This window comes from Bifidobacterium samirii (assembly GCF_003952945.1).
In the GTDB taxonomy this organism is placed as follows: domain Bacteria; phylum Actinomycetota; class Actinomycetes; order Actinomycetales; family Bifidobacteriaceae; genus Bifidobacterium; species Bifidobacterium samirii.
The window spans coordinates 1-25,695 of sequence record NZ_QXGK01000007.1; the positions used below are offsets into that span (position 1 = coordinate 1).

At 64.8% G+C, this 25,695-nt stretch carries 22 protein-coding genes, 2 tRNA genes and 1 riboswitch; of the genes, 5 read left to right on the forward strand and 19 right to left on the reverse strand.

Annotation, left to right across the window (positions count from 1 at the left end; genetic code table 11):
• Positions 1-310: 310 nt before the first annotated feature.
• A complete protein-coding gene (locus D2E24_RS04550) occupies positions 311-790 on the forward strand; it encodes a GNAT family N-acetyltransferase (protein WP_125968146.1) in 480 nt (159 codons plus the stop codon).
• A 597-nt stretch (positions 791-1,387) separates the two neighbouring features.
• Entirely contained in the window at positions 1,388-1,834 is a 447-nt protein-coding gene (locus D2E24_RS04555; RefSeq protein WP_164521009.1) for an aminoacyl-tRNA deacylase, read from the forward strand.
• A 2-nt stretch (positions 1,835-1,836) separates the two neighbouring features.
• Here the strand turns inward: D2E24_RS04555 and D2E24_RS04560 are convergent, their stop codons facing one another.
• The 9 genes from D2E24_RS04560 to D2E24_RS04600 form a co-directional block, all read right to left on the reverse strand.
• Entirely contained in the window at positions 1,837-2,880 is a 1,044-nt protein-coding gene (locus D2E24_RS04560) for a hypothetical protein (RefSeq protein WP_125968148.1), read from the reverse strand.
• Entirely contained in the window at positions 2,870-4,327 is a 1,458-nt protein-coding gene (locus D2E24_RS04565; RefSeq protein ID WP_241222857.1) for an SWIM zinc finger family protein, read from the reverse strand. The genes D2E24_RS04560 and D2E24_RS04565 overlap by 11 nt, the downstream gene beginning before the upstream one ends.
• A 371-nt stretch (positions 4,328-4,698) precedes the next feature.
• A complete protein-coding gene (gene ribH, locus D2E24_RS04570; RefSeq protein ID WP_125968149.1) occupies positions 4,699-5,214 on the reverse strand; it encodes a 6,7-dimethyl-8-ribityllumazine synthase in 516 nt (171 codons plus the stop codon).
• Positions 5,215-5,268: 54 nt separating this feature from the next.
• The gene (gene ribB, locus D2E24_RS04575; RefSeq protein ID WP_241222858.1) at positions 5,269-6,558 is read right to left on the reverse strand and encodes a 3,4-dihydroxy-2-butanone-4-phosphate synthase; all 1,290 of its coding nucleotides are present in this window, start codon (positions 6,556-6,558) and stop codon (positions 5,269-5,271) included.
• Positions 6,559-6,644: 86 nt separating this feature from the next.
• Positions 6,645-7,328, reverse strand: a complete 684-nt coding sequence (locus D2E24_RS04580) for a riboflavin synthase (RefSeq protein ID WP_125968150.1) — start codon at positions 7,326-7,328, stop codon at positions 6,645-6,647.
• Positions 7,309-8,523, reverse strand: a complete 1,215-nt coding sequence (gene ribD / locus D2E24_RS04585; protein WP_206430928.1) for a bifunctional diaminohydroxyphosphoribosylaminopyrimidine deaminase/5-amino-6-(5-phosphoribosylamino)uracil reductase RibD — start codon at positions 8,521-8,523, stop codon at positions 7,309-7,311. Before ribD ends, D2E24_RS04580 begins: the two co-directional genes overlap by 20 nt.
• Positions 8,524-8,584: 61 nt before the next feature.
• A riboswitch (FMN riboswitch) is annotated at positions 8,585-8,738 on the reverse strand.
• A gap of 94 nt (positions 8,739-8,832) precedes the next feature.
• Positions 8,833-9,465, reverse strand: coding sequence for a Vat family streptogramin A O-acetyltransferase (locus D2E24_RS04590; protein WP_125968151.1), 633 nt, complete (start codon positions 9,463-9,465; stop codon positions 8,833-8,835).
• A gap of 548 nt (positions 9,466-10,013) precedes the next feature.
• Positions 10,014-10,724, reverse strand: coding sequence for a nitroreductase family protein (locus tag D2E24_RS04595; RefSeq protein ID WP_206430929.1), 711 nt, complete (start codon positions 10,722-10,724; stop codon positions 10,014-10,016).
• Positions 10,721-11,143 carry an ArsR/SmtB family transcription factor gene (locus D2E24_RS04600; RefSeq protein WP_206430930.1) on the reverse strand — a complete coding sequence of 141 codons (423 nt, stop codon included), beginning with the start codon at positions 11,141-11,143 and terminating at the stop codon, positions 10,721-10,723. The genes D2E24_RS04595 and D2E24_RS04600 overlap by 4 nt, the downstream gene beginning before the upstream one ends.
• Before the next feature lie 189 nt (positions 11,144-11,332).
• Here D2E24_RS04600 and D2E24_RS04605 point away from each other — a divergent pair, with 189 nt between their 5' ends.
• Positions 11,333-11,911, forward strand: a complete 579-nt coding sequence (locus tag D2E24_RS04605) for a GNAT family N-acetyltransferase (protein ID WP_125968152.1) — start codon at positions 11,333-11,335, stop codon at positions 11,909-11,911.
• Between the two features lie 55 nt (positions 11,912-11,966).
• On the opposite strand, the gene D2E24_RS04610 is transcribed toward D2E24_RS04605, so the two are convergent.
• The gene (locus D2E24_RS04610; protein WP_125968153.1) at positions 11,967-12,764 is read right to left on the reverse strand and encodes an AIM24 family protein; all 798 of its coding nucleotides are present in this window, start codon (positions 12,762-12,764) and stop codon (positions 11,967-11,969) included.
• Between the two features lie 144 nt (positions 12,765-12,908).
• Positions 12,909-12,995 (reverse strand) — tRNA-Leu (locus D2E24_RS04615).
• 206 nt (positions 12,996-13,201) lie between these two features.
• On the opposite strand from D2E24_RS04615, the gene D2E24_RS04620 reads away from it, so the two are divergent.
• Entirely contained in the window at positions 13,202-14,329 is a 1,128-nt protein-coding gene (locus tag D2E24_RS04620) for an ABC transporter permease (RefSeq protein WP_125968154.1), read from the forward strand.
• Between the two features lie 161 nt (positions 14,330-14,490).
• On the opposite strand, the gene glgX is transcribed toward D2E24_RS04620, so the two are convergent.
• The 6 genes from glgX to D2E24_RS04650 form a co-directional block, all read right to left on the reverse strand.
• Positions 14,491-16,632, reverse strand: a complete 2,142-nt coding sequence (gene glgX, locus D2E24_RS04625) for a glycogen debranching protein GlgX (protein ID WP_125968155.1) — start codon at positions 16,630-16,632, stop codon at positions 14,491-14,493.
• Between the two features lie 153 nt (positions 16,633-16,785).
• Positions 16,786-17,403: an NUDIX hydrolase gene (locus D2E24_RS04630; protein WP_164521010.1), complete on the reverse strand. Its 618-nt coding sequence runs from the start codon at positions 17,401-17,403 to the stop codon at positions 16,786-16,788.
• 26 nt (positions 17,404-17,429) lie between these two features.
• Entirely contained in the window at positions 17,430-18,326 is an 897-nt protein-coding gene (locus D2E24_RS04635; RefSeq protein ID WP_125968157.1) for a Nif3-like dinuclear metal center hexameric protein, read from the reverse strand.
• A 60-nt stretch (positions 18,327-18,386) separates the two neighbouring features.
• On the reverse strand, positions 18,387-21,197 hold the full coding sequence (gene polA / locus D2E24_RS04640) for a DNA polymerase I (protein ID WP_125968158.1): 2,811 nt from the start codon (positions 21,195-21,197) through the stop codon (positions 18,387-18,389).
• Positions 21,190-21,969 carry an ANTAR domain-containing response regulator gene (locus D2E24_RS04645; RefSeq protein WP_125968159.1) on the reverse strand — a complete coding sequence of 260 codons (780 nt, stop codon included), beginning with the start codon at positions 21,967-21,969 and terminating at the stop codon, positions 21,190-21,192. The genes polA and D2E24_RS04645 overlap by 8 nt, the downstream gene beginning before the upstream one ends.
• A gap of 122 nt (positions 21,970-22,091) precedes the next feature.
• Positions 22,092-22,165 (reverse strand) — tRNA-Leu (locus D2E24_RS04650).
• A 144-nt stretch (positions 22,166-22,309) separates the two neighbouring features.
• Between D2E24_RS04650 and D2E24_RS04655 the strand changes: the two genes are divergently transcribed.
• Positions 22,310-22,915, forward strand: a complete 606-nt coding sequence (locus tag D2E24_RS04655; protein ID WP_125968160.1) for an NUDIX domain-containing protein — start codon at positions 22,310-22,312, stop codon at positions 22,913-22,915.
• 109 nt (positions 22,916-23,024) lie between these two features.
• Here D2E24_RS04655 and pyk read toward each other — a convergent pair whose 3' ends face one another.
• Both pyk and D2E24_RS04665 read right to left on the reverse strand, forming a co-directional pair.
• Positions 23,025-24,467 carry a pyruvate kinase gene (pyk, locus tag D2E24_RS04660; protein ID WP_125968161.1) on the reverse strand — a complete coding sequence of 481 codons (1,443 nt, stop codon included), beginning with the start codon at positions 24,465-24,467 and terminating at the stop codon, positions 23,025-23,027.
• A 204-nt stretch (positions 24,468-24,671) separates the two neighbouring features.
• Positions 24,672-25,652, reverse strand: coding sequence for a TerC family protein (locus tag D2E24_RS04665; RefSeq protein WP_125968162.1), 981 nt, complete (start codon positions 25,650-25,652; stop codon positions 24,672-24,674).
• Positions 25,653-25,695: the final 43 nt, after the last annotated feature.

Consider the following 25,695-nt stretch of genomic DNA (forward strand, 5'->3'; position numbering starts at 1 on the left):
CCCGGATCGCGGGCGTCGAACCGGAAGACGACGAAACCCCACAAGCCGACGCGGACTAGGATTTCACGCTCACCACAGGTGAGGCACCACTCCGGATTACGCGCTCATTTTCAAATGAGGCACCTCGCCCACTACGCTCACCGATCTGCAACCCTATATCATTCTACATTTCGGGTTAAATTATGTGAATGAAACACTATTTTACTTTTAGGAGTTTTTCATTACACCATTGACAAGAATACTTCCGCATAATACACTGTATTCATCTAACACGCATACTACATAAATATCTCATTTTAAGGATGAAACAATGAATTATATAATACGAAAACTCAAAAAATCAGAATATAATTTATTAGAAGTTTTTTTGTATGAAGCAATTTTTATCCCCGATGGAGAAATTTGTCCACCAAGAACCGTAATAGAACAACCGGAGTTAAGAGTATATATAGAAAATTTTGGGCAAGCAAAAGGTGATATGGCACTTGTTGCAGAAATCAATAATAAAATTGTAGGTGCTGTATGGGTTCGCATTATGAATGATTACGGACATATTGATGATGCAACCCCCTCCTTTGCTATATCTATGTATAAAGAGTATCGCGGTTTTGGAATTGGTACCGCTATGATGAAAGAAATGATTTCATTGTTATCTGCCGAAGGATATAGGCAAGCATCCCTTTCCGTACAAAAAGGAAATTATGCAGTCAAAATGTATCAAAAAATAGGTTTTACTATTATTGATGAAAACGAACAGGAATATATCATGGTAGTTGATTTGAAAAATTGATAGAAAACTAAGTTACACTGTGTTTGGTTGTTTGATGGGTTGAGTGGCGACGCCGACGCTCGCACCATGCGTGGTGTTGTTCGGAAACCTACGATCGGGTCGTCCCAGTCGTCGTCCATGAGGCCGCTGTTCGCGCCGCGGCATGCCATCTTGAGATGCTGGCGGATACGTCGCGCGTTGCCGTATTCGGGAATCCGGTCGCCTTCGATCCAACGCCAGTTGGAGCGTCGGCGCAGCGGCAGATGCATGTTGCGATTGTGCCGCGTGTAGCCGTATCGGACCACGTCGGCAAGACTCTCACGACTGGCATGAGGCCATGCCTCGGCCGAACTGTCCAAGTATTCGTCGACCAAAGCCGCACGTATGTCCAGACGGTACGGGCGGTCCTTGTAGGTTCTCGACATTTCTCCGGTTCCTTTCATACTCCCGAACGGATAGACCGGACAACTCGGAATCGACCGCCGTGTAAGATTGCGGGGATATAAGCTGTTCACTCCGCAGAGCGTTGCCGGGCCATCAGTGCAGACGGCCATCATGGGCGGCTGAGGACAGACCATACGGACTCAGGGGACATGCATGTCGAATTATGAGAGGATCGTGGCGTTCGCACGGGAGCATCCGCAGGAGGCGCACATCATCGAACATGAGACGGCGATTGTCGATCTGGAGTCGGGCGCGCGGGTGTTCGACGTCACGCGCGCGGCAGCCACGTATATCGTCGAGACGAAGGAGGGCGTGTTCGCCGTCGTCGCTGCCGCCACCGGGCATCTCCGATGGCGGCAGCTGGGCCGCGCGCTGGGACTGCGCCAAATCCATCTGGCTTCGCCGGAACTGGTGAAGGAACGCACCGGCTACGAGGTCGGCACCGTCGGGCCGCTATGCCTCGACGGCATACGCATGTTCGTCGACCGCGGCCTGCTCGTCCACGATGTCGTCTACTGCGGCACCGAGGACGCGCATCATACGCTCGCCATCGACCCGCGGCTCATCGTCGAAGCCAACGACGTCATCGGCTACTTCGACGGCGCCGACTATCTGCAGTAGCGTCAGCGGAGGCGATAATCATGACGCGGCATACACGTCACCGGAGGCCCCATCGGCTGCGTCCACCCCCCCATCAGCGCTTCCAATGCGGAACGCAACTGACGACGGCGACGGTACATACCATGCAGACGCTCGCATTCCGCGTGCACACGATCCGCGTCGTACGGCAGGCATTTGCGCAGTACCGCGATCACCTGCTCGACCCGCTCCGGCGAATCCTCACACAGCATCGGCGAATCGGCGTCCCGCAGCGAGTCGAGCAGCAGATTACAGACCTCTTCGGCGTGACGTTCCGCCACGACGTCGAACATGGTCGACATAAGACCGACGGCCTCATCCGCCGACGCGTAACGGGACAGGCACCGTACCCTGCAATACCGCCATGCGGCGTCGCTCAGTCGTTCCGACCGCAGCAGCGCCTCATAGGAGAGCTGCCAGCCGGCGAACATCGGGTCGCGATAGTGCCGCTGATGCACGCGCACCATGCAGCGCACATCCTCCGACCAATGCTCACCGGACAAAGTCTTCAGTTTGCGCACGTAATGCATGGGGTCTATCACGAGTCCCAGCCCCGTTGCCTCAGGGGATTTCCGCGGCCTAGGCAGCCGGTTGGTGACGATGTAGCACATGTAGATGCGCCGCAATCCCTCCTCGTCGCCCAGCCGCTCGTATGCGGCTTCGAGCAGCGTCCACCATCCTTGGGGAAGTCCCGGCGGAGTCGGCTCGGGTTCGGTATCCGTCTGGCTGCTGTCGGCGAGCCGCTGCATCTCCCGGTCGCGGATCGCCCGCACGGCGTCGTCGAGATCGTCCATCGCCAGATAGCGTTGCAGCAGGTCGCGCACCATCATCCACTGGTCGTCGTCCATGATCAGCCGGTAGTCCGACTCGTGCATGCCGCCGGAACCGTACCGGGCGAAACCGCGCCACAGGTACGCCAGCACGGCGTGTCCTGCCTCGCCGTCGCCGATATGCTCGACCGGTTGGCGAGCGCCCGTCGCGTCGGAATCCGTATCCGACGTGTGCTCGTGCTCGATGTCATTCGTCATCGTCGCTACCCTCCCCCGGTTCATCCGAATCGTATTCCACGTCATCGTCCCGTGGCGGGAGCGCGCCGCCGTCATCGTAGAAGATGATCTCACTATCGTCGCAACCGTCATCGTCGCCGTCGTCCCAGTCATCCCAGTCGTCGTCATCAAGCTCCGGGAAGGTATCGGTCTTCGGCACATAGTCCTCCAACGCCGCGCGCAGCTTCTCGCGTCGCGGGAACATGCCGGCGATGTGTTCGGCCAGCGCACGCGCCTCCTCGTAACCCGCCGCCGTGTCGATCCGGCGGATCCAGTGGCCCACACGTTCGGCGGACGGACCGTCGTTCACGCTGTAGATATCCGAATCGGGGTCGCGCAGCATGGTGCGGAGACGCTGCATCGTCTGTTCGAGCAGTTCTGGGTCCTGTGCGATCACGTCAAGCATGCGGATCGACAGGATCGCCCCGCCGACTTGGCGGCAGTAGTCGAACGCATCCTTGGGGAGCCGTTCCTCGCGCACGAGCCGTTCGAACGCCGGGTTGATGGGCGACATGCCGCAGATGCGGTGGCATTTGCCTCGCAGTCGGATGATCTCGTCCCGGTCCTCCGCCCAATGGTCGCCGCTGACCGCGCGCAGCCGTTCCACGTACACGGCCTCCGGGTCGGTCTGTGCGATGAGGATGTAGTACGAGTACAGTCGGCGCAATCCCTCGGCATCATGCAGATGCTCGTATGCGGCCTCCAGGATCGTCATCCATGTGTGCGGCAGTTCGTTCAGTTGCGTCGTGCCGAAACCCGGCACCAAGAGCCGCATGTTCGCGAGACTGGAATCGCAGTCCCTTCTCTTGTGCCGCTTCCGCCTTGCTGCCTCATTGAGCTGCTGCGTCAGTGTCATGGTCGATGGTTCCGTATTAAGGGGAGTCCAACGGCCGTGATGCTCATCCGGATCGCTGCCGCCGAGCAGGCCGAGCGTCATCCTCCGGAACAGCTTCTCCAGATCGGGAAATTCGTACAGCGTCTCCAGAATATGCTTGACCGCCCGCCAATCATCATCCGACAGTCGCGGAAACGACGAGAATTGGTTACGCGCGTACCACCTGACCGCGAATGAAGCATCATTCGGGAATGCGGGGTCGATACCCCGTTCCCGGTCACGCTGCCGGCGCAGCAGTTCCGTCATGGCGATCAGCACGGCCGCCGCATGCTTGCAGTACGCGGCGCGCCGTGCATACGGGCAGCTGCATGCGGCCGATACCACTCGGCCGCGATGCAATCGCACATCCACCTGATAATCGTCGCCGCCACGCACCACGGCATGCCACAGGTCCTGTGCTATCGGTTCGGGCTCGCCAACACGCCCGGCGTCGTAGTACGCATGTCCGCGCTCGTAGATGTGCGGTTTGAACAGACCGTAGTGGTGGCCTTGCAGGAACTCGTCGATATCGGCGTCGGACATCATCGTCATCATGCACCTCTTCGCTGCTGCCTTGTCATGGTCATGCCGTTTCTCATTCAACCATACGCCGCCGTGTTGTTCGGACGAGCAACGCATCCGACACCCGTCCAAGCCTCACTTTGCACGCGCAATCGGTGCCTCTGCGCGAGCATGGTGAGTCAACGGACGCCCGGAACGTCACTTTGCACGCGCAATGGTGTCGCTTGCGCGCGCAAAGTGACGTTGCCGATGCGGTAACGACCGTCATCACTTCCTCGGTGAGAGGATCCCCCGGTCAACCGTGGAATCCTCTCACCTTCTCACGGATCGACGGGACACCGGATCGGGAGTGGGGAAGCGTCGGAAGCCGCTGCGAATCGGATGGCTCCGCACTCCCCTTCCGCCTATTCGCCGATGCCGTCGCCGCCGTCGCCGGCGTCGATGGCATGCAGCACGTCGATCATCTCCAGTGCGGCGAGCGCGCAGTCGAAGCCCTTGTTGCCGGCCTTGGTACCCGCGCGTTCGATGGCCTGTTCGATGGTGTCGGTGGTGAGCACGCCGAACAGGACCGGTATGCCGCTGTCCAGCGACACCTGTGCCACGCCTTTGGCGGTCTCGTTGCAGACCAGATCGTAGTGGGATGTGCCGCCACGGATGATCGCGCCCAAGCAGATCACCGCATCGTAGCGTCCCGTGGCCGCCATGCGCTTCGCGGCGATCGGGATCTCGAACGATCCTGGCACCCATGCCACGTCGATGGCGGATCCGTCCACGCCATGCCTGTGCAGACCGTCCTGCGCGCCGGACAGCAGTTTGGAGGTGATGAATTCGTTGAATCGTGCCACCACGATGCCGATGCGGATGGTCCGCCCGGGTTCCGTCTGCGTTGCGGCGATGAGGCTGCCTTCGAATGTCGTCATGGTCGTTGCTCCTTGTGTTTCGGTTTGGTGATTGATTGGAATGGATGGTCGGTTTCAGACAGCGAGAAGATGTCCCATGCGTCGCCGTTTGACGGACAGATACCCTGCGTCGAATTCGTTGGGTTCCACGACCACCGGCACACGGTCGGCCACGGTGATGCCGGCGGCGGTCAGCCGGTCGATCTTGTCGGGATTGTTGGTCATCAGTTCGATCGAGTCGATGCCCAAGTCCCGGAGCATGGCTGCGGCCGTGTCGTATTCGCGCGCGTCGGCCGGGAAACCGAGCGCGAGGTTGGCGTCGAGCGTATCCAGTCCCCGCTCCTGCAGTTCGTAGGCGCGCAGCTTGTTGATCAGGCCGATGCCGCGCCCCTCCTGGCTGAGGTACAGCAGCACGCCGCGTCCGCGTTCGGCGATCAGGCGCATGGACCGTTCCAGCTGCGGACCGCAGTCGCATCGCATCGACCCGAACACGTCTCCGGTCAGGCATTGGGAATGCACACGGCACAGTACGGGGCCGCCGTTCGGGCGACCGGTTCCGCGCATCGAGGCGATGAGGTCGTCGCCCATGATCAGGGCCACGTGTTCGCCGCCGTCCGCGGATGCGTAGCCCGCCATGACGAACCTGCCATGGCGTGAGGGAAGGTCCACGACGGCGACGCGGCGGACCGCGTGCGGAGCATCGGCATGCGTACGCCGGTATTCGCGCAGTTGGTCGATGGTGAGGTACGTCAGTCCGTGTTCGGCGGCGAATGCGCGTAGCTCGCCGCGACACATCATCGTGCCGTCCTCGTTCATCATTTCGCAGCACAGGCCGCACGCTTCCAGTCCGGCCAGGCGTGCGAGGTCCACGGTGGCTTCGGTGTGTCCGTCGCGTTCCAGTACGCCGCCGGGTCGGGCCACGAGTGGGAACAGGTGGCCGGGACGCCGGAAGTCATCGGGGGTGCTGGTCGGGTCGGTGCAGGCCAGGGCCGTGGCCGAACGGTCGCGTGCGCTGATGCCGGTGGAGGTGGAGACGTGGTCGATGGAGACGGTGAACGCCGTCCGATGGTTGTCGCCGTTCGTCGCGCACATCGGCGTCAATTCCAGCCGGTCTGCGATGCCGCGGCTCATCGGCATGCAGATGAGTCCCCGACCATGGGTGGCCATGAATGCGATGGCGTCGGGTGTGGCGAAGCGTGCGGCGCAGATGAGGTCGCCTTCGTTCTCGCGGCGTTCGTCGTCTGCGACCACGACGATGCGTCCGGCGGCGATGTCCCGTATGGCGCGTTCCACCGCGTCGGTCGCGGATTTGGATTCCGACATGGCTTCTTCGATGCCGGAATCGTTGCGGATGCAATGATTCATGATGGTCCTTACTGTTCGATGTTCGATGCTTGATGGTCGTTGATGCGGCGCACGGCAGCCGCGTCGGTCGGTCCGGGAGCGCCGGGTCAGAATCCGTGGCTCCGCAGGAAGGATTCGGTGATGGCGGATTCCGATGCGTCCTTGTCCGCGTGATGCCGACCGCCCGCATCCCCGATTTCCGGCATGGACATCAGCCGCTGCACATATCTGGCGATCGGGTCGATTTCAAGGTTGACGAGGTCCCCTGTCCTGCGTTCCGCAAGCACGGTGTGGGATGCGGTGTGCGGGATGACCGATACGCCGAAGGAGCATTCGTCGGCGAAGGTGACGGTCAGGCTGATGCCGTCCACCGTGATGGAGCCCTTCCGTGCGATGAACCGCATGAGCGGCTTCGGCGCGCCGATGGCGTACGACGTGGCGATGCCGTCCGTCGTCACCGATTCGACGGTTCCGACGCCGTCGATGTGTCCGGAGACGAGATGTCCGGAGAAACGTCCGTCGGCCGGCATCGCGCGTTCCACGTTGACATGGCTTCCCCGCCGCAATGAGCCGAGGCTGGAGCGGCGCAGCGTCTCGTGCATGACGTCTGCGGTGAACGTCGTCCCGTGCACCGACGTCACGGTCAGGCAGACGCCGTTCACGGCGATGCTCTCCCCCACGCGCGTGCGGTCGGTTACGACCACTGAGGACGACACGGCTATGGAAGCGGAATCGACGCCACATCGCAGGGACGTCACCGTGCCCACGTCCTCAATGATTCCGGTGAACATATTCCACCATCCCTTCGAGCAGCATGTCGTCGCCGATGGTGCGGACCGTCGTGTCGACGAGCCGCCAGCAGTCCGCAGGATCCGTGACGCCCGCACCTCCGACCGCGGATGGGGCCAAAGCGCCGCCGAACAGTTTGGGCGCGATGTAGGCGTCGACCTTGTCCACGATTCCGGCCTGCAGTGCGGACCATGCGAGCGTCGCTCCGCCTTCGATCATCACGCTGTCAATGCCTCGTCCTCCCAGCACGCGCATCAGCGTCGGCAGATCCACATGACCGTCGCTGTCCGGGCCGACCGTCAGCACCTCGCAGCCGGCGTCACGGTACGGTCGAATCCGGCGATCGTCATCGCAGCAGGTGGCGATCATCGTGGAAATCTCGCGGGCGCTGCGTACCAGTGCGGAATCCAACGGGGTGCGCAGCGTGCCGTCGCATACGATCCGCAGCGGGTCGTGGCCGTTTTCGATGCGGCAGGTGAGCATGGGGTCGTCGGCCAGCACCGTGCCGACGCCCACCATGACCGCGGCGAACCGATTGCGGTCCTCATGGACGCGTCGACGCGACTCCTCCCCGGTGATCCAACGCGAACGTCCCGCGGATGTGGCGGTTCTGCCGTCGGCCGTCATGGCGTATTTGAGCAGCACGAACGGGGTGCGTCGCACGATGTAGCGCATGAAGATCTCGTTGAGCGCATCGCATTCGTCCCGCAGCACGCCTTGTTCCACGGCGATCCCCGCTTCTTCCAGCAGACGGATTCCACCGCCCGATACCAGCGGATTCGGGTCGGCGGATCCCACCACCACGCGCGACAGGCCGGCGTCCGCCAGCATCTGCGCGCAGGGCGGCTGCATGCCTTGATGACAGCATGGTTCCATCGTGACGACCATGGTGGCGCCACGGACCGAAACGCCTTTCGAACGCGCCGACTCCAACGCCGCGCGTTCGGCATGCCACCCGCCGAACCGGTCATGATGGCCGGCTGCGATGATACGGCCGTCACGTACGATGACGGCGCCCACCATCGGATTGGGGTTGACCTTCCCCGCCCCCAGTTTCGCGTGACTCAACGCCACGGACATGAAATCTCTATCGTCCACGTCGCTCCTTTCGATGCGATAGAGCATGTCCAGGGTACGTGGCGACGCACGTGTCCATGCGCCGGACGCCACGGCGTACGAAAAATCCCTGAACTCCATCGGAATTCAGGGACCGTCGTATGCGTATGGCGACGCCCGGCCACAAGGCACGCTTACGCCGCCGCATTCTTCTTCCATCCAGACTGTAACTGTCGGTACCGGAATCACACCGGTTCACGAGCCGTATGGCTCCTGCATGTCGAATCGATTCATCGATCTCGATGCTCGCGGACTGTACCGCCGATCGGGAATTTCACCCTGCCCTGAAGATGCGTGTTGAATTATCGAAGGCGATTAAACGCGGACGTATGGACGTGGACGTCCGGCCGTTACACGGCGCGCAAACTCCGTCGTGTCGAGGAGCCGCGGTCAGGCGAGCCGGTCAAGGTCGTCGGGCGTGCCGCCGGCGAGCGTGTCGAGGTTGGCGAAGATGCGGTCTGCGGGCCAATCCCACCAGCGGATCTCTTCGAGACGTGCGATGGTCGCGTCGTCGTAGCGCATGCGCACCACGCGGCATGGATCGCCGACGGCGACCTCGTACGCGGGGACGTCGGATGCGACGACCGAATTCGCGCCGATGATGGCGCCGTCGCCCACGTGCACGCCGGGCAGGATGGTCACGTTCTGGCCGATCCACACGTCGTTGCCGATGACCGTGTCGCCTTTGATGGGCATGACGTCCAGTTCCGGCGTGCACCGCTCCCATCCGCCGCCCATGATGTTGAACGGGTAGGTGGACAGGCCGTTCATGCGATGGTTGGCGCCGTTCATGATGAACTCCACGCCCTTGGCGATGGCGCAGAACCGTCCGATGACCAGCCGGTCCCCGATGAACGGGTAATGGTGGGTGACGTGGTCCTCGAAATGCTCCGAGTCGACCGGATCGTCGTAGTACGTGTAGTCGCCGACGATGATCGTGGGCCGGGTGATCGTGTTGTTGATGTAGCAGACGCTGGGAATGTTGGGGTTGGGGTGAACCGCTCTGGGATCCGGGCCGGCCATGACGCGTCCTTTCTGACGACGAACTGTGCTCCATCCTCCAGCATACCGAGCGTTCCCGCCGGCGAGCGCCGCATCCGGCGACTCACCGAACCGCAGGCCTTCACAATGGGCGCGCAACTGACATGGCTGCGTGCCCGTTGTGAAGTTACGGGTGCTCGAACCTTCATAATGGACACGCAAAGGCGCCGATTGCGCGTCCGTTGCGAGGGGTCACCCACCACCAGCCTGCGCATCACTCTCATCAGCGAGAAGAAATCCCGGTCAGATCGGTAATCCTTCTCACTGGCAGCCCCTCAGCGAGAAGAATCGCTGGTTCGGCCGGAATAAGCGTTCACTGACAAACTCTCAGCGAGAAGGATTCCCGATTGAATGGGTGAATCTCCTCACTCACGGTATCCCAATGAGAAGAAGTCCCGGTCAAGTAGGCAACTGTTTTCGCTGGCAATTCCCTAGCGAGAAGAATCACCGGTTCGACCGCGACATATTCTCGCTAGGCGCCGTTCAGCGAGAAGAATTCCAGGCCAGACCGCCGGATCCGCTCGCGCCGGCTACCGTTCCCAGTCGAAGTTGTCGATACCGGCGGCGAGCTCGAACTGGTAGGAGGCGATGCCGAGGTCGATGTTCGTGCCGTAGCCGAATCCGGGCGTGCGGCGGACGGTCCGCTCCCCCGTCAGGGTGAACGTGAACGCCTGCTGGTTCATCGCGGTCGGGGCGAGCAACGCCGCGTCCACGCCGTCGAGGAACCACTGCGGCAGGTCGGTTTCGGCACCGTTTCCGAGTCCGTCGGCCACGGCCATGACCTTGCCGCGCGGCTTGGACTTATGCGGTTCGCCCTGATTGGCGCCGTAGCCGAGCGCGACGACCAGCACGAGCTTCTCGCCGTCACGCACCTCGTAGGCGCCGGGCACCTTCTTGTAGGTGGCGGCGACCCAGCGGCTGTTCAGGCCGAGCTGCTGGGCGCGCAGCACCACGTGCTGGCCCCAGTAGCCGAGGTCGAAGTCCAGATGGTCGGATTTGGGCCCGACGAGCGCCAGATAGTTGTTCGCGTTCGTGAATCCCATGGCCTTGCCGGCGAGCCTGCCGAACGCCTGCGGTTCGTTTAGCACGAGCTGCATGTGCAGTCCGCCCCGCTCGTTGCACGCGTCGATGGTCTCGCGCAGCGCGGCGACGGTCTGCGGCGCTATGGGCCGGTCCTCGTAGTCACGTACCGCGTGGCGTGCACGCATCGCTTCGATCAGGGTCATGTCGTGGTCGGTCATTGTTCCGCTCCTTCGTGATGGTGCTTGTCCGTAATATCGTGCCCGTCCGCGGAATCGCGGTCGTATGGGCAATGGAGATCCGGTCGCGCGATCAGCGTTCTGGCGCATGTCAATGCGACGATGATTTCGTCCAATGCCGCCGGATCGCCGTCCAGCGCGTAGTAGTTGCGCGTCCCGTCGCGTCGCATGCGCACGATGCCACAGTCCTTGAGTATTTTGAGATGATGCGAGACGGTGGGACGCGACAGGTTCGCCCGTGCGGCGATCTCGCCGACGCGCAGTCCTCGTTCGCATGGCGCGGCCGCCATCATCGACAGGATGATGTGCTGCCGGGTGCGGTCTCCCAATGCGGTCATCGCCGGCTGGCATCGTGCAATCAGTTCGGACAGCCGTGCGATCTCCCCGCCGATATCCGTCATCGTCCGTCCTTCCTTTCCCGCCTGCGAGCGCCGTTCGGTTCATCGTCATGAACCATTGTGCATGCGCGACCGGCCCCGTTGCCGTTCGGTAAAGCAATTCGAGATGATTCGGGTGCGTTATGCTCGGCTGTCCGGGAACGGCTCGGTGCCGCTTTCCCGGGAGACAGGCAGTCTCTACACTGGAGCGTCATGGAGCTCTTGATCCGGGAGTATCGGCCGTCGGATGCGGCGGCGACGATGCGCGTGTTCCGTCGCGCGGTCCTCGGGACGGCGTCGCATGATTACGATGCGGTGCAGACGCGCGTATGGGCGGACCGTATCGGTTCGCCGGCCGAGTGGAACGCGCATCGGATGGCGGCGCATACGTGGGTCGCCGTGCCTGCCGGTCATGGCCATGTCCATGATGCAGTCCGCCCCGTTGGTCCCGCAGCCGACCGCGAATCGTGCGACGCCTCATATGACTCCGTATCGTCCGGCGTCCGCGGGTCCGCGGCGGCCGGCGAGCCGGTCGGATTCATCGACGTCGATGACGACGGCTATATCGACATGCTGTTCGTCGACCCGTCGTACGGGCGGCGGGGCGTGGCGTCGCGTCTGCTGTCGCAGGTCGAACGGTTCGCCGCGGACCGTGGCATCGTCGGCCTGCATGTCCATGCGAGCGTCACCGCGCGGCCGTTCTTCGCCCGTCATGGGTTCCGTATGGTCGAAGAACGGCATCCGATGATCGGCGACGTGACGTTCGTCAACTATCTGATGGTCCACCCGTAGCGGATTCGACAACAGACGGAGACGCTGCCGCCGTGCGGCGGGCGTCTCCATCCGGTCAGGCGATGCCGCTGCCCATGTTCGGGTCAGCGGCGTTGGCGGCGACCGGGGCGAGGAGGACCCGTCCCACGCCGCGGTACACGTTCACGAGGCCTTCGCCGCTGGCGGCGGAACCGATGAGCGTCTTGCCGGAACGCTCCACGGTGAACTGCAGTCCGGTCGTCCAGGCGACGGCGAAGTTGCCGTCCACCTTCAGTTCGTCGTTCTCCAGGTCGATGGTGACGAGTTCGCTCGCCGGCACGGGCGATTCGAGCGCGACCGTGCCCTGCCCCTCCAGGGCGAGGTTGAACAGGCCTTCGCCGCCGGCGACCATCGCGCTGGGGCGCGACACCATGACCGCCCGCTGGCGGACCGTGGATTCGCACGCGTAGAACATGCCGTCGTTGACGGTGAGCGAGCCGCCCATCTGGGCGGGGTCGATGAGCAGGATATGCCGGTAGGTGGGTTCGAGCACGAGCGTGCCCGTGCCGACGTATTCGGGTTTGATGGCCGACTCGTTGGTGACCGCGCCACGGGCGAGCTTGCCGATGAAATCGCCCACGCCCTTGAGTCCGGTCGTGGCGTGGATGTTGCCGGCGGTCCACTGCATGGCACCGGCCTGCACGGTCACGCCGTTGCGGCCGTCGAGCGTGCATACGACCTGACGGCGGCGCACGTTCATTTCGGATGCGAACCATGCGGCGGCCGCACCCCCGTACGTGACGGACAGGTCGCGCTTCCATTCGATGACCTGGAACGGGCCCTGACGGGCGATGATCTCGACGTCGTCGTTGTCGGTGAAGTTGTAGATCCTCATACGAGTCCTTTCTCGCGGTGAACCATGACGGCCGTGACGGCGACGGCGTCTCCGCACGGTTCCGGCATCGTGCGTCGGTGCGGCCGGATTCCTCAAGCGTATACGAATACGAAAAGGCCCCGTGTCGCCACGGGGCCTTGCCGGTGTCCGAGATGGGACTTGAACCCACACGCCTGTATAAATAGGCACTAGCACCTCAAGCTAGCGCGTCTACCATTCCGCCACCCGGACAGGTGGTGCTGCAAGCACGAGTCGTTACTGTATATCAGTTCGCCACGGAACGCAAGCCGGCGACACGCCGGGAGCGTGCGGGCGATGCCGTCGGCGGAACCGCCGCGGCGGCTTGGGGGACGCGCCGTTACAATGGACGCTCGTAACCGTCGGATTGCGGCGGCGAAGCGGCGTGCGGGCGCCGGCGTGCGTATGGGAGGAGCATCATGGGACGTCATCAGCGGGCGGAGACGCTGGGATTGGTGTCGTTCCTGTGCTGCGCGGTCGTCGCGTTCCTGGCGATGCGGCTGTACATGGATTGGGCGCCGGCGATCTGGCAGGTGACGCAGCGCCGGTTCAGCGTGGCGGCGGGCATCGTGGCCGGGTGCGGCGTGGTCTCGTTCGCCGTCGGATATGCGAGCCAGTCGCGTTCGCTGACGCTCCGGCACGGCTGGTGGATGCCGGTGCGCCGCGTGTTCGAGATCCTGGCCCTGTCGACCGTGTATGCGGCGACGATCTTCCTGTCGTCGTTCGCCCTGTTCGGCATGATCAACACGATGATGGGCATGCATCTGCTCGCCGGGTACATGCCGGCGCTGGCGGCCGGGTTCGCCGGCGTGGTGGGCTATATGACGTTCGTGCAGGCGGAGCTGATGAGCGCGAAGACGCTCGCCTCGCTGCTGCCGTTCTTCGTGGTCGCGGGCGTGAGCACGGCCGGGCTGACGACCGACGACCCGTACTGGTATCGCAACAACTTCTCCCAGCTGGGCGACCGTACGACGTTCGCGGCGACGATGTTCAACGCGACGCTGATCCTGGCGGGCACGTGCATCATCATCGTCAGCTACTTCGCCGTGTCGGAGCTGATCGCCACGCAGCGGCTGGAACGGCTGTGGCATGAGCGTCACGAGCATGATTCGGAGCCGGAGATTGCGCATTTCCGCCCGCGCATCGCGATCCTCTCGGCGCTGCTGACCGTGTCGGGTCTGGCGTTCATCGGCATCGGCGTGTTCCGGTACACGCCGCACTACATCATGCACAACGTGTGCGCCAAGGGGCTGCCGCTGGTGATGGGCGTGCTGCTGCTGGCGCTGCCGTGGCTGGCGCCGCGCATGCCGAAGGCGATGTACGTGATCTCGGATCTGGCGATCGCCGTATGCGCCGCGTTCGGCGTGAACATGCTTATGGGCAACGATACGCTCACCAATCTGGAGGCGCTGGCGGGCGCGTTCTTCCTGGGTTGGTTCATCGTCTTCTCCCGTCAGATCGCCGCGATCGAGGCGGACCGCGTGTCGACGCAGCTGGTGCGCTTCCAGGCCGAGCGGATCGAGTCGCGTCTCGCGTCGAACCGCTGACGGCGGGATCGTTCCTTCCCGACCCCTTCCCCCCCGGCTTCCGATTCCCGCACGTCCGCTCCCCTGTGCGCCGATACGAACGATGGGGCGGTCCTCCTATAGGAGGACCGCCCCATCGTCGTCCATTCATCCGACGTCGTCCGCGACCACAGCCACAACCGTCAGGCGAACGGCTGCGCGTCGGGCTTCTTGGCGCTCATGAGCAGCAGGAAGCTGCGCGCCTGCGCGGTGATCGCGAACCCGGCCTCGTAGCTGAGTTCGGGGCCCTTGGGATTGTACGTGTCGACGATCAGCTGCCATTTGCGCCCGTAGTGCTCGTCGGGCAGCGTGAACATGATCGGCTCGTAGTGGGCGTTGAAGATGAGGATGAAGTCGTTGTCGACCAGCTGCTTGCCGTACCAGTCCATTTCGGGGATGTTCGACCCGTTGAGGAAGATCATCACCGAGAACGCGTGCGTGTTCGACCAGTCGTCCATGTCCATGATGGAGCCGGTGTGGTCGAACCATTCGACCTGCGGCAGCTTGGCCGCATCATCGCCGGGCTCGCGGCCGGTGAAGAAGCGGCGCCGGTGCAGCACCGGATGCTCGAGACGCAGGTGGATGAGCTTGGACACGAAGTCGAACATGTCCTTCTGCGCGTCGTCGAGGTCCCAGTGGGTCCACGAGATCTCGTTGTCCTGACAGTACGCGTTGTTGTTGCCCAGCTGGGTGCGGGCCACCTCGTCGCCGCCGCAGATCATCGGGATGCCCTGGCTGAGCAGCAGCGTGGAGAACATGTTGCGCATCTGCCGCTGGCGCAGGTCGACGACGTCGGGGATCGTCGTGGAGCCTTCCACGCCGCAGTTCCACGAGCGGTTGTTGCTTTCGCCGTCGCGGTTGTCCTCGCCGTTGGCCGCGTTGTGCTTCTCGTTGTAGCTGACGAGGTCGCGCAGCGTGAAGCCGTCGTGCGCGGTGACGAAGTTCACCGACGCGACCGGGCGGCGGCCGTTCATCTGGTACAGGTCGGAGCTGCCCATGAGACGGCTGGCGAATTCGGGCAGCGTGGACGGCTGCGAGCGCCAGAAGTCGCGTACGGTGTCGCGGTAGCGGCCGTTCCATTCGGACCAGCTGGACGGGAAGCCGCCGACCTGGTAGCCGCCGGAGCCGAGGTCCCAGGGTTCGGCGATGAGCTTGACGCGGCTGATGACGGGGTCCTGTTCGACGATGTCGAAGAACGCGGAGAGCTTGTCGACCTCCTGGAACTGGCGTGCGAGGGTGGCGGCGAGGTCGAAGCGGAAGCCGTCGACGTGCATTTCGGTGACCCAGTAGCGCAGGGAGTCGGTGATGAGCTGCAGGGCGTGCGGGGATCGCATGAGCAGCGAGTTGCCGGTGCCGGTGGTGTCGAAGTAGAACCGCTTGTTGTCGTCGACGAGACGGTAGTACGCCTGGTTGTCGATGCCCTTGAAGCTGAGCATGGGGCCGCGGTTGTTGCCTTCGGCGGTGTGGTTGTAGACCACGTCGAGGATGACCTCGATGCCGGCGCGGTGGTAGGCCTTGACCATGGACTTGAATTCGTTGACCTGTTCGCCGCGTTCGCCGGAGCTGGAGTACGCGTTGTGGGGCGCGAAGAAGCCGATGGTGTTGTAGCCCCAGTAGTTGCTCAGGCCCTTGTCCTGCAGGAACGTGTCGTTGACGAACTGGTGGATGGGCATGAGCTCGATGGCGGTGATGCCGAGCTTCTTGAGGTATTCGATGACGGACGGGTAGGCGAGGCCGGCGTACGTGCCGCGGATGTCCGGCGGCACGTCGGGGTTGAGGTTGGTCAGGCCGCGCACGTGCGCCTCGTAGATGACGGAGTCGTGGTACGGGATGTGCGGGTGCTGGTCGTTGCCCCAGTCGAAGTAGGGGTTGACGACGACGGATTTCATGGTGTGGGCGGCCGAGTCGAGGTCGTTGCGCCGGTTGACGTCGTCGGGGGTGTCGAACCAGTACGAGAAGAGGCTTTCGTCGCCGTCGATGTTGCCTTCGATGGCTTTGGCGTACGGGTCGAGGAGCAGCTTGTTGGGGTTGCAGCGCAGGCCGTTGTTGGGGTCGAACGGGCCGTGCACGCGGTATCCGTAGCGTTGGCCGGGCTGCAGTCCGGGGATGTAGTTGTGCCAGACGTACGAGTTCTGCTCGGTCATCTCGATGCGGGTCTCGTTGTCGTCGTCATCGAACAGGCACAACTCGACCTTGCTGGCAACTTGTGAGAACAATGCGAAATTCACGCCGGCGCCGTCGTAGCTCGCGCCCAGCGGGTACATCGAACCTGGTCTGATTTGCATATCCTCCAGTATCGCACGACCACCCCCGCGACGCCGCCAGCGACAGTCGCCGGTTGCGGGTTTTCGTCCGCCGGCGGCGGCCGTGCGGGCCGTGCGGCCCGCCCGTGGTCGCCGGCGGCGGACGATGCGGTGACGTGATGCGCGTCGCGTGGTTCAGTGGCCCGTTCCGGCGAGGATGCGCCGGATGCGTTCGTGCTGGATCGCGATGACGGAGTTGGATGCGGTGACGGGCAGTGCGAGCAGGTCGTCCCAGCCGACCCATGCGGATTCGACGTGCTCGTCGGGGTCGAGCCGGGTGGGGCCGGTCTCGTGGCCGTCGAGGTGGATGACCATGATGTGGGCGAGCTCGTCGGCCATGCCTTCGGACGAATAGCATTCGCCGACGTGGTCGATGGTCACGTGCGCCGGGTCGATGGGCGTCACGCCGGTCTCCTCGGCGAGTTCGCGCAGCGCGGCGGTCTCGATGTCCTCCCCCGCGTCCATGAGTCCGGCGGGGATGCCGTAGGCGAACCGGTCGCAGCCGACGCGGTATTCGCGTTCGACCAGGTAGCGGTCGTCCGTCGTGTCGTGGACGAGCATGACCACGCAGGGCGCGTGGCGCAGCACCTGGCGGCGGATCTCGATCGTGCCGCCGGCGACGGTGTGCAGGGCGAGGCGCATGTCCTCGACGTCGAACACCTTGCCCCGGTATACGGTGTCGCGTGAGAGTACGTCGACGGGGGCGTCCATGTCGACCGGGTCGCGGCCGTCCCAGCTGGGTGTCGTGTCCATCAGGGTTCCTTTCCGACGGTGGGTGGTCAGTGGATCGTCAGGGTCCACGGGTCGGTGTTCAGGCGCAGCCATTCGACTTCGGGGCGTTCGCCGGTGGCCTGTTCGACGGCGGCGGGCACGTCCTCGAGCGCGTAGTGGAACCACAGGGATTCGATGGCCGAGTGGGGCGTGTTGACCAGCAGCGGGCGGATGCGCGCGTCGCCGGAGCCGAGCATGACGCCCTGGGCGCGCATGCGCGCCTCGTAGCGGGCCTGTTCGATCGCGTCGGTGGCGGGATGGTGGCGCAGGTCGCTGGTCACGTACACGTCGACGCCGGCGGCGCGCACCTCGTCGAACAGCGAGTCGCCGGAGCCGGGCAGCACGGCCACGGTCTCGACGATCTGGTCGAGCGGGCCGCACGCCTGCACGCCGTAGGCGGTGTGCGGCAGCACGCCGGCGACGCGGCGCGCGAACGCCTCGAACGTCATCGGCGTCTCCAGTCGGCCGACGCGGCCCAGACCGACCTCGTGGCCGGCGGCGGCCGCGACCGGGTCGTCGATCGGCACGAGCGGATGCTGGTCGATCAGGCCGAACAGGTCGGCCGCGGCCTGGCCGACGCCGCGGTGGGACGCGTCGGCGTTGGTGTGGCCGACCCACAGCGCGCAGCCGGCCTGGTTGAGCCGTCGCACGGTGTCGCCGCGCGCGCCCAGTCCGGACACCTCGTGCACGGAGCGGAACAGCAGCGGATGGTGGCAGACGAGCAGCTGCACGCCTGTGGCGACCGCCTCGTCGATGACGGCGGCCGACGGGTCGGCGGCGAACATGATGCGGTCGGCCGGCGCGGTCAGGTCGCCGACGATGAGGCCGGGCGCATCCCATGATTCGGCGTAGCGCAGCGGGTAGAGGGTCTCCAGCACGTCGACGACCTGCTTGAGCGTGGACATCGGTTCCTCCTTATGACGGACGGGTCCCGCGGTTGCGGGACCCGTCGGCGGTGGGTTGCGTCAGTGCGCGGCGAGCTGCCAGTCGGAGCCGAGTCCGGTGGACACGTCCAGCGGGACCGACAGGTCGACGGCGTGCTCCATCGCGTCGGCGACGAGCCGGCTCGCGGCCTCCTCCTCGCCGGGGGCGACCTCGACGACGAGTTCGTCGTGGATCTGCAGGATGATGCGGCTGCGCAGGCCGGCGTCGCGCAGCGCCCGGTCGGCGTCGATCATCGCGATCTTCATGATGTCGGCGGCCGATCCCTGGATGGGCGCGTTGAGCGCGCCGCGTTCCGCGGTCTCGCGCACGGTCCGGTTCGTCGAGTTCAGGCCGGGGAAATAGCGGCGGCGGCCGAACATGGTCTGCGTGTAGCCCAGTTCGCGCGCGTCGGCGACGAGCGATTCGAGGTAGTCGTGGACCTTGCCGAACACGGCGAAGTACTTGGCCTTGAGCTCCTCGGCGTGGGACGGCGAGATCTTGAGCTGCTGGGCCAGGCCGTACGTGCTCAGCCCGTACGCCAAGCCGTAGCTCATCGCCTTGACGTGGCTGCGCTGGTCGGCGTCGATCATGTCGACGGGCACGCCGTAGACGAGCGAGGCGACGTAGCGGTGGAAGTCCGTGCCAGAGCGGAACGCCTCGATGAGCGCCTCGTCGCCGGAACGGTCGGCCATGATGCGCAGCTCGACCTGCGAGTAGTCGCAGCTGAGCAGCGCCGTGTAGCCGTCGCCGGGCACGAACGCGGAGCGGATCTCGCGGCCCATCGCGTTGCGGTTGGGGATGTTCTGCAGGTTCGGGTCGACCGAGCTCAGGCGCCCGGTGGCGGCCACGGTCTGCTCGAACGTGGTGTGGATGCGCCCGTCACGCGGGTTCGTCGCGTCGATGAGCGTCTGCACGATCTGCTCGAGCTTGATGATCTCGCGGTGCCGCAGCAGCGCGCCGAGGAATCCGCTGGCCCGCTCGTCGGACGCGTACCTGACGTACAGGTCCTGCAGGGCGGCGGCGTTCGTCGTGTACGTGCCGCTCTTGGTGCGCTTGGTGGGCTTGAGCGCCAGCGTCTCGAAGAGGACCTTCTGCAGCTGCTTGGGGCTCTTGAGGTTGACCTCCTCGCCCGCATGCCTCCACGCCTCCTCCTGGGCCTGGCGCACGTCGGCGGCGAAGCGCTCCTTCATGTCGGCCAGTCGGGCCATATCGACCTTGGCGCCCACCTGCTCCATGCCGTGCAGCACGCGCGACACCGGCAGTTCGATGCGGCGCATCAGATCGTCCTGTCCGCGTTCGGCCAGCATCGGCGCGAGCGTGCGCGCCAGCCGTTCGACGATGGCCGCGTGGGTGAGCAGCCTGCGGTCGGGTTCCGGATCGGCGGATTCCGCCGGTTCGTCGCCCAGGTCGAGCATGCCCTGCACGGCGGCGGTGTCGTCCTCGTCGATGTGCAGGTCGAGGAAGTGCGCGGCGACCTGTTCGAGCGTGTCCGCGTGGAAGTCGGGGTGGACCAGATAGCCGGCGAGCTTGGTGTCGATGGCCGGGTACGGCAGGTCGATGCCGTCGCCGCCGTCGGCCGCGCAGGCGGCGAGCAGGTGGCGATGCTCCTTGTACCCGTGCACCGCCATCGTGCCGTGATGGCGGTCGATGACGTCGGCCAGCGCGTCGGTCACGTCGCGCGGTGCCGGCGCCGGGATGACGAGCGCATGGCCGCCTGCGGCGAGCACGATGCGTTCGACGCGGCTCTCCCCCGGCTTCGCGTCGCCCTGTGCGGTCAGCGTCCAGACGTCGGGCTGCGCGACGGGCGCGATCCACCGCTCGGCCCAGCCGGTCAGCGTCGCGGCGTCCGCGGCGGTGTCGGCGTCGGGCACGACGAGCGCGTCATCGCGGCGCGGACCGTCCGGCTGCGTCTTCCTGCCGACCATGGCCGGCTTCTCGCCGCCGTTGAACGTCTTGAGGATCTTCGATAGCGTGCGCGGGCCGAATTCGAGGGATCGGAACAGCTCGCCGGCCGCTTCCGCGTCGACGCCGGCGAAGGTCAGGTCGTCGGGGCCGACGCCCAGGTCGAGGTCGCGCACGAGCGCGTTGACGCGCCGGTTGAGCAGCACCTGGTCGAGGTGCGCGCGCAATGCCTCGCCCTTCTTGCCGCCGATCTCGTCGGCGTGCTCGACGATGCCGTCGAGTCCGCCGTACTGGTTGATCCATTTGGCGGCGAATCCGTCGCCCACACCCGGCACGCCGGGGATGTTGTCGGACTGTTCGCCGCGCAGCGCCGCCAGATCGGGGTACTGGGCGGGCGTCACATGGTACTTCTCCTCGACGGCGGCCGGCGTCATGTGCCTGAGGTCCTTGAAATGATGGCCGGGGTACAGCACGGTCACCGTGTCGCTGACGAGCTGGAACGCGTCGCGGTCGCCGGAGAGCACGAGCGTGCGGTATCCGGCGGCGTCGCCCATCGAGGCGAGCGTGCCGATCACGTCGTCGCCCTCGTAGCCGGGCTTCTCGATGTAGGTGACACCCAGCGCGGTCAGCATGCGCTGGATGAGCGGCAGCTGCGTGAGCAGGTCCTCGGGGGCGGCCTCGCGGGTGCCCTTGTATTCGGGCAGCAGCTCGCTGCGGAACGTGCCGCCCTTGACGTCGAAGGCGACGGCGATGTGGTCGGGCTTCTCGGTGTCGATCACCTGGGCGAGCATCTTGGCGAAGCCCCAGACCGCGTTGGTGGCCTGGCCGTCCGCCGTGCTGAAGTTGTCGACGGGAAGAGCGAAAAACGCGCGGAACGCCAAGGAGTGGCCGTCGACCACCAGAAGCGTTCCGCGCGTCATGTCATCGGCTTGGGACCGGGATTCAGTCATTGTTGCTTTCCGGCTTGGGATCGCCGTACTTGGCGATGATGGCCATGGCGAGGCGCTTCTTCGGGATGCGCTGGTCCATGGAGGTCTTCTGGATCCAACGGAAGGCGCCCTGCTCGGAGAAGTCGGCCTTGTCCATGAGCAGGCCCTTGGCGCGGTCGACGAGCTTGCGCTCCTCGAGCGTCTCCTCGGCCTTCTTGAGCTGGGCCTCGAGCTTGCGGACCTCCTCCTGGGCGTCCTTGAGCTGGGTCTCGCCGCGCTCGACGGTATCGAGCAGGTCGTTGATCTCGGCGAAGCGGCCCATCGCGACCTCGAGGGCCGGCAGCAGCTTGGACTCCTCGTACGGCTTGGTCACGTACGCCATCGCGCCGGCGCCGGTGGCCTGGCGCACCAGGTCGGGCTGGGAGAAGGCGGTGAGCATGACGACCGGGGCGATGTTCTCGTCGCAGATCACGCCGGCGGCGGCGATGCCGTCCATGCGCGGCATCTTGACGTCCATGCACACGACGTCGGGACGGTGCTTGCGGGTCAGTTCGACGGCCTCCTCGCCGTTGGCGGCCTCGCCGACGACCTCGTAGCCGTTGTCCTCGAGCATGGCGACCAGATCCATGCGGTTGACGGACTCGTCCTCGGCCACCACGACGGTGCGCGGACGGTCCTGCGCGGCCTCACGGGATTCCTCGGCCTTCGGCGCGTCAGGCTCGGCGGCGGCCTTCAGCTCGTCGTCGGTCAGCACCGGCTCCATCGGAGTTTCCGAGACCATGTCGTTCGTCATCTTGCGACCCCTTAACCTCATCGGCCGGGCCTTCTCGCCGGGCCGTCGGACATGTAGATGATGCCGGCCATTGCTGATCGCGCACTGATGGTGCGGCGATGAATCATCGTGCCCGGCACGCGTGCCCCCGGTGGGACTCGAACCCACACTGCGCAGATTTTGAGGCTGCTTCCTCTACCAATTGGGATACGGGGGCGTTTGCCGCACCTAGGGAAGGATAGCATATTTCGTGGACCCGTCCAGTCGCATGCGCCCTCAGCGTGGCGCAGCCGGCCACCCGCGCCGCGCGCCCCTACAATGGGGACAACATCCATTCCCGTCATGCCAAAGGAGGCACATCATGGGAGCCAGCGAGACCTATCGTCGATTCGACCCGTGGAGGACGTCGCCGGTGCGCGAGGAGTCGCGCAGCCAGATCGTGGAGAGCCACTACTTCAACGTCGACCGCGTGGCGCTCTCCTCGCCGCAGGTCGGCCAGTTCGAACGCTACATCGTCACCGAGAACGACGGCGACACCGTGGGCGTGCTGGCCATGACCGACGACGGGATGATCCCGTTCATCGAGCAGTACCGCATCCCCACCCACCGCTGGACGCTGGAGATCCCCGCCGGCCACGCCACCGGCCCGGACGACAAGCCGCTCGACGTGGCCCGGCGCAAGCTGCGCGAGGAGGCCGGATTCGAGGCGTCCCACTTCGCCCAGTTCACCCGCTTCATCAACACGCCGAGCTTCTCGACGCAGCACACGGCGCTGTTCTACGCGACCGGACTGACCCCGGTCGCCCGCTCCGGGTTCGGCCCGGAGACGCCGCGCTCCGACGTGCGCATGCTGTCGCTGGACGACGCGTACCGCATGGCGGTCAACGGCACGATCGTCGACGCCAAATCGATCATCGCGGTGCTGCGCCTGTACAGCGCGCCCGACCACGTCATCGAGGAGGCGTAGCCGCCCCTGCCGCCGGCGGCGCGGCCCGATATGACGGAACGGGGCCGTCCTCCCGCAGGAGGACGGCCCCGTTCATGTCGTCATGCATCCCCGACGGGGACGGTCATGATCAGTCGTTGTCGCCGACGGTGTGCACGTAGATGGTGTCGGTGGAACCGGCGGCGTGCTCGCCCTGGGCGGAGCTCAGCACGACGATCTTGTCGCCGTCGACGACCTTGCCGGCGTTCTTGAGGACGCCGTCGGTGAAGGCCATGAGGTCGCGGCGGGACTTGTCGTGGTAGTCCTCCTCGAGCAGGAACGACTCGACGCCCCAGGACAGGGCCAGCCAGTGGTAGGTGTGCTCGTTGTTGGTGATGCCGTAGATCGGGGTGGCCGGACGCTCGCGGGAGACGCGGTGCACGGTGGCGCCGGTCTGGGTGTAGGCCACGATGGCCTTCGCGTTGAGCTTGTCGGCCAGGTCGACGGCGGCGGAGGACACGGCGCCGGTGGACGACATGTCGAGGTTCTTCAGCTGCGGGATGCGGTCGAAGCCGTGGTCGGTGGCGAAGCCGGAGATACGGCCCATGGTCTCAACGGTGACGGCCGGGTACTTGCCGACGGCGGTCTCGTTGGAGGTCATGGTCGCGTCGGCGCCGTCGAGGATCGCGTTGGCGCAGTCGGACGCCTCGGCGCGGGACGGGACCGGGGAGTTCACCATGGAGCCGAGGACCTCGGTGGCCACGATGACCGGCTTGGCGTACTGGCGGGACAGCTCGATGATGCGCTTGGTGGCCAGCGGGACCTCCTCGAGCGGGCACTCGACGGCCATGTCGCCGCGGGCGGCCATGATACCGTCGAACGCCTTGACGATCTCCTCGAGGTTCTCGAGGGCCTGCGGCTTCTCGATCTTGGCGACGATCGGGATGCGGCGGCCTTCCTCGTCCATGATCTCGTGGGCGCGGTCGATGTCGGTGGCGAAGCGCACGAAGGACATGGCGATGATGTCGGCGCCGGTGCGGATGGCCCAGCGCAGGTCGTCCTCGTCCTTCTCGGTCAGGGCCGGCAGGCTCACGGCCACGCCCGGCAGGTTGATGCCCTTGTGGGAGGACACCGGGCCGGCGACGACGACCTTGGTGTGCACGTTGTTGCCCTCGACCTTGACGACCTCGAGACGGACCTTGCCGTCGTCGATCAGGATCGGGTCGCCCGGATGGCAGTCGCCCGGCAGGCCCTTGAAGGTGGTGGAGGTGATGTGCTCGTCACCCTCGATGTCGTCGGTGGTGATGATGAACTCCTGGCCCTCGGTCAGGTAGATCTTGTCCTCGCCCTCGGCGTTCTTCTTGAACCAGCCGCAGCGGATCTTCGGGCCCTGCAGGTCGACCAGGACCGCGACGTTGCGGCCGGCGGCCTTCGAGGCCTCGCGCACGTTGTTGTAGACGCGCAGGTGGTCCTCCGGGGTGCCGTGGGAGCGATTCAGACGAGCGACGTCCATGCCGGCTTCGACCAGGCCGGTGATGCCCTCCAGGGATTCGGTGGCGGGACCGATGGTATCGACAATCTTGGCTTTGCGCATGCTGCCTATCCTTCTGTTGGTGTTGTCCGGACCGGAGTGGTCCGGCTGCCGCATAACAGTCTACTAGCTGCGAACGGACGGCGCATCCGTTTTCGCTGGTGTGTTGTTAGCGCTCACATACTATGACGGTGCCCCGACGCGCGACCGTCGCGCGCGTCGGGGCACCGTCGTCATCGTGACGCCGGGGGCGACGTCACGGCATCGTCACTTGGCGGATTCCATCGCCTTCATCTTGACGACGCTGGCCAGCGCGGCGCCGCCGATGGCGACGATGATGACCGCCAGCGACAGCCACGTCGGCACCTCCGGCACCCAGCCGACCGGCTGGCCGCCGTTGATGAACGGCAGCGAGTTGCCGTGCAGCGCCTCCATGATCAGCTTGACGCCGATGAAGCCGAGCACGACCGCCAGACCGGCGGGCAGGTAGACGAGCTTGTCGAGCAGGGCGCCGAGCAGGAAGTACAGCTGCTGCAGGCCCAGCAGGGCGAACACGTTCGAGGTGAACACGATGAACGGGTCCTTGGTCAGACCGAAGATCGCCGGGATCGAGTCGAACGCGAACATCACGTCGGTGGTGCCGATGGCGAGGAAGACGACCAGCATCGGCGTGAAGCACTTGACGCCGTCCTTCACGGTGCGCAGCTTCTCGCCGTCGTATTCGTCGGAGATGCGCATGACCTTGCGCAGCGCCTTGATGACGCCGTTCTCGTGGTACTCCTCGTCATCGTCGCCGCCCGCGACGAGCTTGACGGCGGTGATGATGAGGAACGCGCCGAACAGGAAGAAGATCCAGGTGAAGCGTTCGATCAGGGCGGCGCCCACGAGGATGAACACGCCGCGCAGCACGAGCGCGACCGCGATGCCGACCGACAGCACGTACTTCTGCAGGATCTTCGGCACCGCGAAGTTCGACATGATGATGACGAACACGAACAGGTTGTCGATGCTCAGCGAGTATTCGGTGAGCCATCCGGAATAGAACTCCATCGCCGGGGCCGGTCCGGCCACGGCCCACATGATGGCGCCGAACACGAGCGCCGCGGCCACGAAGAACGCGATGTGACGCACGCATTCGCCGGTGGACGGCACATGCGGCTTGCGTCCGATGACGAACAGGTCGACGGCGAAGAACACCGCCAGCACGGCAAGCGTGACGATCATGAATGCAAGGGGGGTTTCAGACATGGCTCCCAATATAGAAAGAGGCGGTGACGCGCCCGCGCGCGCC